Origin of the sequence: Streptomyces sp. NPDC006296, from assembly GCF_040613235.1 — a bacterium.
Lineage (GTDB): Bacteria > Actinomycetota > Actinomycetes > Streptomycetales > Streptomycetaceae > Streptomyces.
The window spans coordinates 41,524-54,873 of the sequence record NZ_JBEXRT010000016.1 but is presented as its reverse complement, the minus strand read 5'-3'; the positions used below and the strand labels follow the sequence as shown (position 1 = coordinate 54,873).

General features: G+C 72.9%; 15 protein-coding genes and 1 pseudogene. 7 read left to right on the top strand and 9 right to left on the bottom strand.

The window, feature by feature from the left end; genetic code table 11:
* Positions 1-4: 4 nt before the first annotated feature.
* Complete coding sequence (locus ABZ172_RS13765; RefSeq protein ID WP_356883545.1) at positions 5-577, bottom strand: FABP family protein; 573 nt, start codon at positions 575-577, stop codon at positions 5-7.
* Positions 578-875: 298 nt separating this feature from the next.
* Here ABZ172_RS13765 and ABZ172_RS13760 point away from each other — a divergent pair, with 298 nt between their 5' ends.
* Positions 876-1,238 carry a DsrE family protein gene (locus tag ABZ172_RS13760; protein WP_356883543.1) on the top strand — a complete coding sequence of 121 codons (363 nt, stop codon included), beginning with the start codon at positions 876-878 and terminating at the stop codon, positions 1,236-1,238.
* A gap of 470 nt (positions 1,239-1,708) precedes the next feature.
* Here the strand turns inward: ABZ172_RS13760 and ABZ172_RS13755 are convergent.
* From ABZ172_RS13755 to ABZ172_RS13720, 8 genes and pseudogenes are all read right to left on the bottom strand, one after another.
* Positions 1,709-1,909: pseudogene (locus tag ABZ172_RS13755) on the bottom strand (DUF3099 domain-containing protein); the annotation flags it as partial.
* Between the two features lie 120 nt (positions 1,910-2,029).
* Positions 2,030-2,317, bottom strand: coding sequence for a DUF1416 domain-containing protein (locus ABZ172_RS13750; protein WP_014154938.1), 288 nt, complete (start codon positions 2,315-2,317; stop codon positions 2,030-2,032).
* 48 nt (positions 2,318-2,365) lie between these two features.
* Positions 2,366-3,205, bottom strand: coding sequence for a sulfurtransferase (locus ABZ172_RS13745; RefSeq protein WP_356883541.1), 840 nt, complete (start codon positions 3,203-3,205; stop codon positions 2,366-2,368).
* 151 nt (positions 3,206-3,356) lie between these two features.
* Positions 3,357-3,437, bottom strand: coding sequence for a putative leader peptide (locus tag ABZ172_RS13740; protein ID WP_350310325.1), 81 nt, complete (start codon positions 3,435-3,437; stop codon positions 3,357-3,359).
* Between the two features lie 251 nt (positions 3,438-3,688).
* On the bottom strand, positions 3,689-4,384 hold the full coding sequence (locus ABZ172_RS13735) for a DUF2993 domain-containing protein (protein ID WP_356883539.1): 696 nt from the start codon (positions 4,382-4,384) through the stop codon (positions 3,689-3,691).
* Between the two features lie 156 nt (positions 4,385-4,540).
* Positions 4,541-5,950, bottom strand: a complete 1,410-nt coding sequence (locus tag ABZ172_RS13730) for a hypothetical protein (protein ID WP_356883537.1) — start codon at positions 5,948-5,950, stop codon at positions 4,541-4,543.
* A 10-nt stretch (positions 5,951-5,960) separates the two neighbouring features.
* Entirely contained in the window at positions 5,961-6,215 is a 255-nt protein-coding gene (locus ABZ172_RS13725) for a MoaD/ThiS family protein (RefSeq protein WP_356883535.1), read from the bottom strand.
* Positions 6,216-6,256: 41 nt separating this feature from the next.
* Positions 6,257-7,276 carry an alpha/beta hydrolase gene (locus ABZ172_RS13720; protein WP_356883533.1) on the bottom strand — a complete coding sequence of 340 codons (1,020 nt, stop codon included), beginning with the start codon at positions 7,274-7,276 and terminating at the stop codon, positions 6,257-6,259.
* Positions 7,277-7,573: 297 nt separating this feature from the next.
* Here ABZ172_RS13720 and ABZ172_RS13715 point away from each other — a divergent pair, with 297 nt between their 5' ends.
* The 6 genes from ABZ172_RS13715 to ABZ172_RS13690 all read left to right on the top strand — a co-directional run bounded on the left by ABZ172_RS13715 (position 7,574) and on the right by ABZ172_RS13690 (position 13,346).
* The gene (locus ABZ172_RS13715; RefSeq protein ID WP_356883531.1) at positions 7,574-8,392 is read left to right on the top strand and encodes a response regulator transcription factor; all 819 of its coding nucleotides are present in this window, start codon (positions 7,574-7,576) and stop codon (positions 8,390-8,392) included.
* A 189-nt stretch (positions 8,393-8,581) separates the two neighbouring features.
* Positions 8,582-9,625, top strand: a complete 1,044-nt coding sequence (locus ABZ172_RS13710; protein WP_356883529.1) for a LacI family DNA-binding transcriptional regulator — start codon at positions 8,582-8,584, stop codon at positions 9,623-9,625.
* Positions 9,626-9,717: 92 nt separating this feature from the next.
* Positions 9,718-10,935 (top strand): trypsin-like peptidase domain-containing protein, encoded by a 1,218-nt coding sequence (locus ABZ172_RS13705; RefSeq protein ID WP_356883527.1) that lies wholly within the window; start codon positions 9,718-9,720, stop codon positions 10,933-10,935.
* A gap of 13 nt (positions 10,936-10,948) precedes the next feature.
* A complete protein-coding gene (locus ABZ172_RS13700) occupies positions 10,949-11,131 on the top strand; it encodes a hypothetical protein (protein WP_356883525.1) in 183 nt (60 codons plus the stop codon).
* Between the two features lie 68 nt (positions 11,132-11,199).
* Positions 11,200-11,931: a response regulator transcription factor gene (locus ABZ172_RS13695; protein WP_356883523.1), complete on the top strand. Its 732-nt coding sequence runs from the start codon at positions 11,200-11,202 to the stop codon at positions 11,929-11,931.
* Positions 11,928-13,346: a HAMP domain-containing sensor histidine kinase gene (locus ABZ172_RS13690; RefSeq protein ID WP_356883521.1), complete on the top strand. Its 1,419-nt coding sequence runs from the start codon at positions 11,928-11,930 to the stop codon at positions 13,344-13,346. Before ABZ172_RS13695 ends, ABZ172_RS13690 begins: the two co-directional genes overlap by 4 nt.
* Positions 13,347-13,350: the final 4 nt, after the last annotated feature.

The window sequence follows — 13,350 nt, the reverse complement described above, 5'->3', positions numbered from 1 at the left end:
CCGTCTACTTGAAGAAGGCGATGCCGTCGTCCGGCAGGTCCCCGAGGCCCCGCGCCATCTCGGCGACCTCTCCGGGGGTGACGACCTTCTTCAGGTGCGCCGACATGTACGGCCGCAGCTCCACGTCGGGGGTGGCCTTCTCGCCGACCCACATCAGGTCGCTGTGGACGTAGCCGTAGAGACGCTTGCCGCCGCTGTACGGGCCGGAGGCCGCCGTGCGGGCCACCGCATCGGTGGCGATGTCGATCTGCGGCTTCTGCTTGGCCAGCTCGCCGTACCAGACCTCGACGACACCCTGGTCGCGGACCATGACGATCTCGACCTTGCGGTCCTTGTCGATGCGCCAGTAGCCGGACTCGGACTCCAGCGGCTTGACCTGGTTGCCCTCGGCGTCGAGCACCCAGGAGTGCGAGACGTACTCGATGAAGTCGCGGCCGTCGTGGCTGAAGGTGACTTCCTGGCCGAAGTTGCACTTCTCGGCGCCGGGGAAGTCGGAGACGCCCGCACCCGCCCAGTTGCCGAGGAGGAATGCCAGCGGCACGAGGTCCGGGTGGAGGTCGGACGGAATCTCGATCATGAGCGGCTCAGACGATCTGTGAGGGTGTACGGGAGGTGTTCGGCGAGGGTCAGCGCTGGCCCTGGTACAGCTTCTTCACGGTCACCGCGGCGAAGGCGAGCACGCCGACGCAGACCAGGACCAGCAGAGCGGAGAAGAAAGCCTCAAGCACGGGAGCTCCTCGGAACGAACGACATGACGGCAGCGGACAGCCGGGCCCCCAGCCTAATGGGTGGGGGCCCGGCACGGCGGCCCGGGGTTTGCCCCGGGCGCGGTCGGCTCGGCCCGGGTCGCCCCGCCGAGGCTTACAGTTCGGTGCATGCCGAAGAAGCTCGTGATCAAGGTGACCGCCGGAGCCGATGCCGCCGAGCGCTGCTCGCAGGCCTTCACCGTGGCGGCCGTGGCCGTCGCCAGTGGCGTCGAGGTCTCGCTGTGGCTGACCGGGGAGTCCGCCTGGTTCGCCCTGCCGGGACGGGCCGCCGAATTCGCACTGCCGCACTCCGCGCCCCTGCCGGATCTGCTCGACTCGATCCTGGCCGGTGGCGGGATCACCCTCTGCACCCAGTGCGCGGCCCGGCGCGACATCACGGAGCAGGACGTCCTGGACGGCGTACGGATCGCCGGCGCCCAGGTCTTCGTGCAGGAGGCCATGGCGGACGGTACCCAGGCCCTCGTCTACTGATCCGCGGGCGGCCGCCGGGCGGCGGGCCGAGCGCGCGGGCCGGGTCCGGCCGCCGCGTCAGGACCGACGGACGGCGGGACCGGCCGGACACCGGACCCGACCGCTGCGGCGGCACCGACCGGACACCGGGGCCGACCGGGCTCCCGGGGCGGTCCTCAGTGGCGGTTGTCCCTGCCGTCGAGCTCGTCCCACCAGAGGTCGGAGGTCGGATCGCCCGTGGGCGCCTCCTGCGGCGTGCGGGGCCGGGAGGCTCCGGGCCGCGACCGCGCGTCGGACGGCCGGGGGTTCCGGGGCCGGGACTCCTCGGGCCGCGAGCCCGGTGGCCGGGAGCCGGCCGGACGGGAGCCCGGGGGACGCGCATCCGGAGGCGGCGGGTCAGGGGGCCGCGGGTCCTGCGGCCCGGAGCCCGTGGAGCGGGAGCCCGGCGACCGCGCGTCGGGGGGCCGGGAGCCCGGGGGCCGGCGGTCCGGGGAGGGATCGTCCCACCAACGGTCGTCGGGGCCGCGCCGGTTGGCGACGATCGCCGCGACGGGCGGGACGACCATGGCGACCACGCACATCGCCACCGCCGCCGGGACGGACCACAGACGCACGAAGGACCAGGCGGAGACGAAGAGGAAGAGGCATCCGCCCATCATCAGAAAATAGACGCGCCTGCGCCGGGCGTACATGTATCCAGCGTAGGGCTCACCGGCGGAATGCCGCATGTGGACGGCACGAAGGGCCGCACCCCGCTTCAGGTGGCGTCCAACCCCCTGGGGTGCGGCCCTCCGGCCGTACGTGTGCGTGAACTACACGGCGATGGCGACCTCGGCGAGACCACCGGTCTGCGCCACGACCGTACGGTCGGCGGTGCCGCCCGGAACCAGGGCGCGGAGCGTCCAGGTGCCCTCGGCCGCGTAGAAGCGGAACTGTCCGGTCGCCGAGGTCGGGACCTCGGCGGTGAACTCGCCGGTCGAGTCCAGCAGTCGGACGTAGCCCGTGACGGGCTCACCGTCGCGGGTCACGCTGCCCTGGATGGTCGTCTCGCCCGGCTTGATCGTCGAAGCGTCGGGGCCGCCGGCCTGTGCTCCACACATGGTGTTCTGTCCTTCTGGTCGGGGTCCTGCTGATCGGGTCCTGCGGGATTACTTGTTGGCGCCGAGCTCGATCGGCACGCCCACCAGGGAGCCGTACTCGGTCCAGGAACCGTCGTAGTTCTTGACGTTCTCCTGGCCGAGCAGCTCGTGCAGCACGAACCAGGTGAGCGCGGAGCGCTCACCGATGCGGCAGTACGCGATGGTGTCCTTAGACAGGTCCACCTGCTCGTCCTCGTACAGGGCCTTGAGCTCGTCGTCGGACTTGAAGGTGCCGTCGTCGTTGGCGTTCTTCGACCACGGGATGTTGCGGGCGCTCGGCACGTGGCCGGGGCGCTGCGACTGCTCCTGCGGGAGGTGCGCCGGGGCGAGCAGCTTGCCGCTGAACTCGTCGGGCGAACGGACGTCGACGAGGTTCTGGCTGCCGATGGCGGCCACGACGTCGTCGCGGTAGGCGCGGATCGACTCGTCCTGGGCCTTGGCCTTGTAGGCGGTGGCCGGGCGCGACGGGACGGCGTCGGTCAGGTCGCGGGAGTCCAGCTCCCACTTCTTGCGGCCGCCGTCGAGCAGCTTGACGTTCTCGTGGCCGTACAGCTTGAAGTACCAGTAGGCGTACGAGGCGAACCAGTTGTTGTTGCCGCCGTAGAGGACGACCAGCGTGTCGTTGCCGATGCCCTTCTCGGACAGGAGCTTCTCGAAGCCGGCCTGGTCGACGAAGTCACGGCGGACCGGGTCCTGGAGGTCCTTCGTCCAGTCGATCCGGATCGCGTTCTTGATGTGGTTCTTCTCGTACGCCGAGGTGTCCTCGTCGACCTCGACGATGGCGACCTGCGGGTCGTCGATGTGGGCCTCGACCCAGTCGGCGTCGACGAGGACGTCTGCGCGGCTCATGTGTTTCTCCTCCGGGGCAGTCTGCGGCGGGGTGGTGCGGAGTGCTGCGTGCGAGGCGTACGCGCGGGCGCCGGGAGCGCGGCGCGTGCGGAGGGCACGGGGTCGGCCCTGACGTCGTCGAAGGGCCGGCGGGAAACGGGAGAGGTCCCGCTCAGAAGGTGCGACAGAGCATGGCGGCGACGCGGCACAGGTCTACTGCCCGCCGCTTCGTGAGGTCCGCCTGTCGCTTCATGCATCCGATCGTAGGGAGGTACGGGCGGAGATGTCACCGTCGTGTCGAATGATGAGACACGATCGTCCGCAATACGAGACGGATGGCCCCGGGCCTCGCGCGGGGACAGGAATCCGGCGGGCCGTGGGGAGCCGGGCATCTGCGGATCGGACACGGCCGTCTCATCATCCGGATGAGTGGTCCGCTCCGCCGTCGCGGAACCCCTACCCCGGCCGCCCGGGGGTCATCCACTGTCGCCCGGGACCGTGGTGTCAGCCGGCGAGCCGCACGTCGGAGCCGGTCACCGACACCTCCAGGCCGCCCGGGGCCACCTCGATCTTCTGCAGCTCCAGGCCGGCAGGCAGTCCGCCGATCTCGCGCTCGAAGTCGGTCTTCGTCCGGACCAGGTCCTCCAGTCCGGGGATGCCCTCGCCCGGCACCTCGTCGGCGCGCACCCGGACGGTGTCGCCGTCGACCAGGGTGACCGTGGAGAGCACGCTGCGCGTGAGCGTCTGACCCAGCAGCGGGATCTTGACCGTGCCGGTGACCTTGACCTTGCCGTCGCCGCCGTAGCCGACGGTGACACCGTCGTCGGCCGCCTCGGTGAGGGCCGCGTAGGAGATGAGGGCCGTCCCGGTGGCCCGGGCGGCCGTCGCGCTGGTGTATCCGGCGCCCAGCGTCACCCGGTCGAGCCGGGCCTGGATCTCGCTGATGCGTATGCTCCGCCCGGCGGCGCCGGCCCGGATGTCCTTGACCGTGACGTCGACCCGGTCGAGCTCCGACGCGGCCGCCTGGGTCAGGAAGGGGAAGCCCTTGATCGACACGTCGGTCGAACCGGCCTCGGCGTCACCGAAGGTGATCCGCCCCTCGGCCTCCGACTCGGCGAAGTGCAGGGCGACCCGGTCCACGGCGACGAAGACACCGCCCAGCACGACAGCCATGATGAGCAGTATTCGCAGTGCGCGCATGCCTGTTGTTCCCCTACTCGGACCGGCCGGACCTCTGGTGCACGTGAGCCTACTGCCGCGGTGCGGCGCGCCCTGAATGATCGACGAGCACGAGGCCCGGCCGGTTCCCCGGCCCGCGGCCGGAGGGGGAGAACGTCCGGGAACATCCGGGAAAGGTCAGCCGATCGCCCGGCCGATCAGGTAGACGGCCGGAGCCGCGGCCGTGAGCGGCAGCGCCACTCCCGCGGTCATGTGCACGAAGCGGGACGGGTAGTCGTAGCTCGCGACGCGCAGGCCGATCAGGGCGCAGCCACCGGCCGCGAACCCGAGGAGCGCGGCCTGCGTCCCGAAGTCCGTGAGCGCTCCCGCGCCCAGGCCCGCCCCCGCCGACGCGAGCAGCGCCACGACGACCGAGACCACTCCGGGCAGCGGCAGCGCCCGGACGAGCACGCCCACGGCGACCGCGACACCGCCCACCGTCACCGCGTCCGGGACGGCCGCCAGGTGCCCGGCCGCCAGGACGGCGAGCGCGGCGGACGCGACGGTGGCCGTCAGGCCGTACATCCGCTCGTCGGCACCGGCGTGGCTGCGCAGCTGGAGGACCAGGGTGAGGAGCACCCAGACACCCAGCGTGCCGAGCAGCGCCGCCGGGGCGTTGCCGCGGCCCGCGGCGAGCAGCACGGCGTCGGCCACGAGCCCGCCGGCGAAGGCGAGCGCGATGCCCTGCCGGGCCGGCCACATCCCGTTGAGCCGGAACCAGCCGGCGGCCGTCACGGCCTGGAGCAGGACCAGGGGGACGAGCAGGGCGTAGGACCCGATCGCGGCACCGAGGGCGAGGAGCAGTCCCAGGCCGGCCGTGATCGCGGCGGGCTGCATCCCGGGCGCGATGATCGGGGAACGGCCTTCGGCACGCGCCCGCTGGGCGTCGGTGATCCGGCTGTTGCCCAGGGTGGTCGGCGCACCGAACCCGGCCGCGTCCGGAGCGGCTGCCGGAGCCCCGGCGGCCGGGGCGGACGGGGCGGGCCCCGGCTGCGCCCCCGGCGCCTCGGGCGGCAGCGGAGCGGCCCCGGCCCCCCGCACGCCGGGAGCGTGAGCGCCGGGCCCGGCGGGTGCGGGAGCACCCGGCGGTACGGGCGCGGACGGCTGCTGCTGCGGCTGGAACGTCGGCTGGGACCGGGTGTCCCAGGTCTGCCCCTGCCACGTCTGGGCCGGGCCCTGGTCCACGGAAGCCGGGGAGGCGCCCCGCTCCGGGTACACGGCGGGCTGCTGCTGCGCGTACGGCTGCTGCGCCGGCTGCCCGTACGCGTCGGACTGCGGCTGCTGCGGCTGCGCGTACGGCCCGGGCTGCGGCTGCGTGTACGGGTTGTACGGCTGCTGCTGGTGCTGCCCGTACGCAGGGTCGTGAGACTGCTGCGGCTGCGCGTACGGTCCGGACGGCTGCGGCTGCCCGTACGCCGGGTCGTGCGGCTGCTGCGGGGCGTAGGGCTGCCCCGGGGGGCGCTGTCCGTACGCAGGATCGTGCGGCTGCCCCTGGTACGGCTGTCCGTGACCGGGGTCGTACGGATACTGCTGGTCGTTGTCGCTCATGGTCTGCGGTTCACCCTCCTGCGAACGGCGGGAGCACCTCGACCGTGCCGCCCTCGGCAAGCCGTACGGTCTCATGACCGCGGGTCCCCACGGGATTCCCGTCGATCAGGAACGAGCAGCGGAGCAGTACCCGCGCCAGCTCGCCGGGATGCCGCTCGCGCACCCCGGCGAGTGCCTCGGCGAGCGTCACCGCCGTGTACGGCTCCTCCGCGGTCCCCGCGGCGGCCTTGGCCGCGGCCCAGTAGCGGATCGTCCCCGCTGCCATGGCGGCACCCCTTTCGTCGTGCGTCGACTGTCCATCATGGATCACGCCGACTGCGCCCAGTCCGCGATGCGGGTCAGCAGGGCCTCGTCCGCGGCGTTCTCCGCGTGCCCCATGCCGTGTTCCAGCCAGAGCTCGGCTCCGTCGCCCGCCGCCGCGGCCAGCATGCGCGGGTGGTCGACGGGGAAGTACGGGTCCTGGTCGCCGTGCACGATCAGCAGGGGGACGCCGATCAGCGGGACCGCCTCGACCGGGGACAGCGGCACGGGGTCCCAGTCCTCCCGCTGGATGCGGGTGCGGAAGCCGTAGCGGCCGACGAGCCGGCCCGCGGGCCGGGTGACCACCCAGTGCAGCCGGCGCATCGGTGCTGTGCCGCGGTAGTACCAGCGGGCCGGGGCGCTCACCGCGACGACCGCGTCCGTGTGCGCGTCCGCCGGGTGCCCGGCCGCCCGGTCCGCGCACGGGGCCGACGCGCTCGCGGGGGCGCCCGGGACCGCTCCGGTGCGGATACCGGAATGCGCCTCTGCGCGCCCCCCGTGCTCCTGGTGCGCCCCAGTGCGCCGTTGCACCCGATCGGACGCCGCCGATCCGAATTCCTCCGCCGCGGATTCCCCGGATTCCGGAGTCGTATACAGAGCGGCGTGCCGGAGCACCACGGAACCGCCCATCGAGAAGCCGACCGTAACGATCCGGCGGTGTCCCAGCGACCGGGCCCAGGCGACCGCGGCCGCCAGATCAGCCACCTCGCGGTCGCCCACCGTGGACCGCCCACCGGACCTCCCGTGACCCCGGAAGGAGAACGTGATCACGGCCGCACGCTGGGCGAACACCCTGGCGGCCCGCATCAGCGCCGGCCGGTCGGCGGCGCCGGTGAAACCGTGTGCGAGGACGACGGCGGGCCCTTCCGGGACACCGCCTCCCGCACCCCCGGAACCCGCCGTACACGGGGTGTACACCGCCTCGATACGGACCCCGTCACCGGTCAGCAACATGGTGCGCCGGGGCACCGGCGTGATCGAGGGAACAGAAGAAGCGGGGAATCGACCCTCGGACACAGAACTCATGTGGGCTATTCTGCTGGGAAGAGGATCCGGGCAAAGCAGCCCCCGGGTCCTTTTGTGCATTCCGAGCGTTGTTACGGAGACGTTTCAACAACCTCAGCGGTCCCCGGGCGCGGGACCGCACAGTAAAAACCGTATGACGGCCGTCGCAGGTGATGGCCGTACGGGAGTACGAAGCAGTGCCGCATACTCCCCCGGGTCCGACCCGGGAGTGCCCCTCTCGCAGGGAACGAGGAGGACCGACGTAATGGGCCAGCTGACCGTGCACGATCGACCGACGACCCAGGCAGGTGGGCGGCGATGAGTTCACTGCTGCTGCTGACGAATGCCCTTCAACCGTCGACGGAGGTGCTTCCCGCCCTCGGCCTTCTGCTGCACAGCGTGCGGGTCGCCCCCGCCGAGGGACCCGCTCTCGTCGACACCCCGGGTGCCGACGTCATTCTCATCGACGGCCGCCGGGACCTTCCCCAGGTGCGCTCGCTCTGCCAGCTGCTGCGGTCCACCGGGCCCGGCTGTCCGCTGATCCTCGTCGTGACGGAGGGCGGCCTCGCGGCCGTCACCGCCGACTGGGGCATCGACGACGTGCTGCTGGACACCGCGGGCCCCGCCGAGGTCGAGGCCCGGCTGCGGCTGGCCACCGGCCGCCAGCAGATCACCGCGGACGACTCCCCCATGGAGATCCGCAACGGCGACCTCTCGGTCGACGAGGCGACGTACAGCGCGAAGCTCAAGGGCCGGGTCCTCGACCTGACCTTCAAGGAGTTCGAGCTGCTCAAGTACCTCGCGCAGCACCCGGGCCGGGTCTTCACCCGCGCCCAGCTGCTCCAGGAGGTCTGGGGCTACGACTACTTCGGCGGCACCCGCACCGTGGACGTCCACGTGCGACGGCTGCGCGCCAAGCTCGGCCCCGAGCACGAGTCGCTGATCGGCACCGTGCGCAACGTCGGCTACCGCTTCGTCACCCCCGAGAAGGTGGACCGGGCGGCCGAGGAGGCGAAGGCCAAGGAGGCCAAGGCCAAGGCCGCAGCGGAGCAGCCGGACGAACGCGCCGACCGCCCGGAGCGGTCGGCGGAGGCCGGGGCCGGCGAGGAAGCCCCGGCGCGGTCCGCCAAGCGCTGAGGACCGTCCCGTGATCCCCGGTGGACCGGCGCTCGGCGTCTGACGCGGTGCCCCGCAGGGCCGCGGGGACGCCCGCATGCGGGACGTATGCGGGCGTTCCGGCAGCGCGGCGAGGTGCCGCGGACGCCGTCGCGCGCACGCCGGGGATTACGGGACAGCCCTTGGGTCGATCCGCGTAGACTGCCGCGCGTGGCCAAGGTGACGCGGGACGATGTGGCGAGACTGGCGGGGACCTCGACAGCGGTCGTCAGCTACGTCATCAACAACGGACCCCGGCCGGTCGCCCCGGCCACGCGCGAGCGGGTGCTCGCCGCGATCAAGGAGCTGGGCTACCGGCCCGACCGGGTCGCCCAGGCGATGGCCTCGCGGCGCACCGACCTGATAGGGATGATCGTCCCCGACGCCCGCCAGCCGTTCTTCGCCGAGATGGCGCACGCGGTCGAACAGGCCGCCGCCGAGCGCGGGAAGATGGTCCTCGTCGGCAACTCCGACTACCGCGACGAGCGCGAGGTCCACTATCTGCGGGCCTTCCTCGGCATGCGGGTGTCCGGTCTGATCCTGGTCAGCCAGGGCCCCAGCGAGCGGGCCGCGGCCGAGATAGAGGCCTGGGACGCGCGGGTCGTCCTGCTGCACGAGCGCCCCGAGGCGATCGACGACGTCGCGGTCGTCACCGACGACATCGGCGGCGCCCAGCTCGCCACCCGCCACCTCCTGGAACACGGCAACGCCTACGTGGCGTGCCTCGGCGGCACGGAGTCGACCCCGGTGGTCGGGGACCCGGTCGCCGACCACATCGAGGGCTGGCGCCGGGCCATGCAGGAGGCCGGGCTGCCGACCGAGGGCCGGCTCTTCCACGCCCCGTACAACCGGTACGACGCCTACCGGGTGGCCCTGACGCTGCTCTCCGGCCCAGACCGGCCCCCGGCGATCTTCTGCTCGACGGACGACCAGGCCATCGGGGTGCTGCGGGCCGCACGCGAACTGCGGATCGACGTGCCGGGCGGGCTCGCCGTCGCGGGCTTCGACGACGTCAAGGAGGCGGGGCTGACCGATCCGCCGCTGACGACGGTCTTCTCGGACCGGCCGGCGATGGCCCGGGCGGCCGTGGACCTGGTGCTCGACGACTCGCTGCGGGTCTCGGGATCGCGGCGCGAGCGGCTGAAGCAGTTCCCGTCCGCGCTGGTGGTGCGCCGCTCGTGCGGCTGCGGCGAACCGACGGTGACCGCGCTCTGAGGGCCGGTCCTTATATCGGGCATACGAGGTTCTGCCGGGCTTCTCAGGACGTACTCAGGCTGCTCTCATGTTCGCTGGCCACTCTCGTGGACATGACCGACAGCCACCGCCCGAGCGGCGAGTACCCGATGCCCCCCTCCCACGACAACGGTGCGCACGACGGCTCACCCGGCAGCGGTGCGTACGGCCACGGCGCGTACGGCAGTGCCGCCCGGGACGGCGGAGCGTACGACACCGGCGCGTACGGCAGTGGCGCGTACGGCGGTGCCGGGCACGGCGGCGGCTTCCACGGAGGGGACCCGGCGGCCTACCCGCCGCCCCCGGCCCACGAGCCCGAGCAGCCGGCCACCGGATCGCCCGCCGGCGCCCACGCCTGGCCGGCCCCCGGACCCACTGCCGACGCCCCCCGGCCCGAGCGCCGGGTCACGAGGCCGTTCGCCCTGCTCGCGGCCGTCGCCATCGCCGCCGCGGCGGTCGGCGGCGGCACCGCCACCCTCATCGGCGAGCTCGCGGGCGGCGGCTCGACGGCCTCCGGATCGAGCGGCGTCGTCCACGGCACCACCGTCTCGCAGAGCAGCGCCGGGACCGTCTCCGGTGTGGCGGCGGCGGTGTCGCCGGCCATCGTCGAGATCAGCGCGACGTCCTCGTCCGGCGAGGCCACCGGTTCCGGTGTCGTCATCACCTCGGACGGCGAGATCGTCACCAACAACCACGTGATCTCCGGAGCCTCCACGATCAAGGTGGCCCTCAGCACCGGCAAGACGTACACCGCCGACGTCGTCGGCACCGACCCCGACAAGGATCTGGCGCTCCTCGAGCTCCAGGGGGCGAGCGGCCTGAAGACGGCCACGCTCGGCGACTCCTCCTCGGTCGAGGTCGGCGACCAGGTCGTGGCCATCGGCTCGCCCGAGGGCCTCACCGGTACGGTCACCAGCGGCATCGTCTCCGCCCTGGACCGCGACGTCACGGTCGCCAAGGACGAGAGCCAGAGCCAGGGCCAGCAGCAGCAACAGGGCGGTCAGAACTGGCCGTTCGAGTTCGGCGGGCAGCAGTTCAACGGCGACACCGGCACCTCCAAGACGACCTACAAGGCGCTCCAGACCGACGCCTCGCTCAACCCCGGCAACTCCGGCGGCGCCCTGATCAACATGAACGGCGAAATCATCGGCATCAACTCCGCGATGTACTCGCCCAGTTCGGCCAGCAGCTCCGGAAGCTCGGGTGCGGGCAGCGTGGGCCTCGGCTTCGCCATCCCGGTCGACACCGTCAAGGCCGACCTGGACACCCTGCGCGCCGGCAACGGCTCCTGACGAGGAGGACCCCGTGAACCCCGACACCGCCACCGTGGCCGCCGGCCCGTCCGGTCTGGCCCTCCCGCTCGCCCTGGCCGCGGAACTCGCCGCCGCGGCCCGCACCGCCCCCGCTCCCCGTCCGCCCGAGGTCCGCAGCGGCACCAGCCGCGCACGCCGTGCCGCGCGACGGCGTGCGGCTGCCGTGCGAGGCTGAGAGCGCGGCCCGCAGAGCCCCGCCCGCAGACCGCACCACTCAGCACGAAGGAAGAGGACGACGAAGCGATGAGCCCCGCCGAAGACGATCCCCAGCGCGTCCTGATCGTCGACGACGAGCCCGCCGTGCGCGAGGCCCTGCAACGCAGCCTCGCCTTCGAGGGATACGGCACGGAGGTGGCCGTGGACGGCTACGACGCCCTCGCCAAGGCCGAGTCGTACGCCCCCGACCTGATCGTCCTGGACATCCAGATGCCCCGCATGGACGGCCTCACCGCCGCCCGGCGCATCCGGTCGACGGGATCGACCACGCCCATCCTGATGCTCACCGCCCGCGACACCGTCGGCGACCGGGTCACCGGCCTCGACGCCGGTGCCGACGACTACCTCGTCAAGCCCTTCGAGCTGGACGAACTCTTCGCCCGCATCCGCGCCCTGCTGCGCCGCAGCTCCTACGCGGTCGCGGCGGGCGAGGACCTCCCCGACGACGACGTCCTGTCCTTCGTCGACCTCCGGATGGACCTGAACACCCGCGAGGTCACCCGCGGGACCCGCCGGGTGGAGCTCACCCGCACCGAGTTCACCCTGCTGGAGATGTTCCTGGCCCACCCCCGGCAGGTGCTGACCCGCGAACAGATCCTCAAGGCGGTCTGGGGCTTCGACTTCGAGCCCAGCTCCAACTCCCTGGACGTGTACGTGATGTACCTGCGCCGCAAGACGGAGGCGGGCGGCGAACCCCGCCTCGTGCACACCGTGCGGGGCGTCGGCTACGCCCTGCGCTCCGGCGGGGGTGACGGGTGACCGGCCTGACCCGTCGCCTGCGCGCCCTCCCGCTCCGCTCGCGGCTCGCCCTGCTGGTCGCCGCCGCGGTGGCGGCGGCGGTGGCGGCGGTCGCCGCGGCGTGCTGGTTCGTGACCCGGGAGCAGCTGGAACACCAGCTGGACCAGTCGCTGCGCGGGTCCACGGTCGACCAGCGCTACCTGGCGGGGCTGTACACGTACTGCAACGGCGACACCACGCTGCCACCGCGCCCCTTCACCGGTGTGACGGTCCAGCTCATCGACTCCCGGGGCACGGTCTGCGTCGCCCCCGGGACGTCGGAACTGCCGGTGGACACCGGGGACCTGGCGGTGGCCGAGCGGAAGCAGACGTACGCCCTGCACACGGTCACCGCCCAGGACGGCGCGAGCATGCGGGTCTACACCTCGCGGCTGGACGTCCGGGGCGGACCGGGGACGGAGTCCGGGGACCTCGCCGTCTCGATCGCCCGCCCCCTGAGCGAGGTCACCGACCCGCTCACCACCCTCGCCTGGGTCCTGCTCCTCGTGTCCGGCATCGGTGTCGTCGGCGCCGGCGCCGCCGGCCTGTGGGTGGCCCGTACCGGCCTGCGCCCCGTCGACGACCTCGCCCGCGCCGTCGAGCACGTGGCCGAGACCGAGGACCTGACCGTCCGGATCCCCGCGGAGGGCGAGGACGAGATCGCCCGGCTCTCACGCTCCTTCAACGCCATGACCAGCTCCCTGGCCACGTCCCGCGACCGCCAGGCACAGCTGATCGCCGACGCCGGCCACGAGCTGCGCACCCCGCTCACCTCGCTCCGTACGAACATCGAGCTGCTCGCCCGGAGCGACGACACGGGCCGCGCCATCCCGCCCGAGGACCGCAGGGCCCTGATGTCCTCGGTCAAGGCCCAGATGACCGAGCTGGCCGCCCTCATCGGCGACCTCCAGGAGCTCTCCCGCCCCGACGCGGCACAGCCCGGCCCCCTCCAGGTGGTCGCGCTGCACGACATCACCCGCACCGCGCTCCAGCGCGCCCGGCTGCGCGGCCCGGAGCTGACCATCACCGCCGAGCTGGCCCCCTGGTACGTGCGCGCCGAGCCCGCGGCGCTGGAGCGGGCGGTCGTCAACGTCCTCGACAACGCGGTGAAGTTCAGCCCGGCGGGCGGGACGATCGAGGTGGCCCTGCACCGGGGCGAGCTGACCGTACGCGACCACGGCCCCGGCATCCCCGCCGAGGAGCTCCCGCACGTCTTCGACCGCTTCTGGCGCTCCCCGTCCGCCCGTCAGCTCCCCGGCTCCGGGCTCGGCCTGTCCATCGTGGCCCGCACCGTCCAGCAGGCGGGCGGCGCGATCGCCCTCACCCCGGCGGAGAGCGGCGGCACGGTGGCATCGATCAGACTGCCCGGAGCCCCGACCCCGCCGCCGGAGGCGTGAGCCC

Bases quoted from the DNA above. Each gene is read 5' to 3' on its own strand.
- ABZ172_RS13730 (WP_356883537.1), bottom strand. From the start codon at position 5,950: ATGAGCGACAACGACCAGCAGTATCCGTACGACCCCGGTCACGGACAG.
- ABZ172_RS13695 (WP_356883523.1), top strand. From the start codon at position 11,200: ATGAGCCCCGCCGAAGACGATCCCCAGCGCGTCCTGATCGTCGACGAC.
- ABZ172_RS13725 (WP_356883535.1), bottom strand. From the start codon at position 6,215: ATGGCAGCGGGGACGATCCGCTACTGGGCCGCGGCCAAGGCCGCCGCG.
- ABZ172_RS13750 (WP_014154938.1), bottom strand. From the start codon at position 2,317: ATGTGTGGAGCACAGGCCGGCGGCCCCGACGCTTCGACGATCAAGCCG.
- ABZ172_RS13720 (WP_356883533.1), bottom strand. From the start codon at position 7,276: ATGAGTTCTGTGTCCGAGGGTCGATTCCCCGCTTCTTCTGTTCCCTCG.
- ABZ172_RS13735 (WP_356883539.1), bottom strand. From the start codon at position 4,384: ATGCGCGCACTGCGAATACTGCTCATCATGGCTGTCGTGCTGGGCGGT.
- ABZ172_RS13765 (WP_356883545.1), bottom strand. From the start codon at position 577: ATGATCGAGATTCCGTCCGACCTCCACCCGGACCTCGTGCCGCTGGCA.
- ABZ172_RS13740 (WP_350310325.1), bottom strand. From the start codon at position 3,437: ATGAAGCGACAGGCGGACCTCACGAAGCGGCGGGCAGTAGACCTGTGC.
- ABZ172_RS13760 (WP_356883543.1), top strand. From the start codon at position 876: ATGCCGAAGAAGCTCGTGATCAAGGTGACCGCCGGAGCCGATGCCGCC.
- ABZ172_RS13715 (WP_356883531.1), top strand. From the start codon at position 7,574: ATGAGTTCACTGCTGCTGCTGACGAATGCCCTTCAACCGTCGACGGAG.
- ABZ172_RS13705 (WP_356883527.1), top strand. From the start codon at position 9,718: ATGACCGACAGCCACCGCCCGAGCGGCGAGTACCCGATGCCCCCCTCC.
- ABZ172_RS13745 (WP_356883541.1), bottom strand. From the start codon at position 3,205: ATGAGCCGCGCAGACGTCCTCGTCGACGCCGACTGGGTCGAGGCCCAC.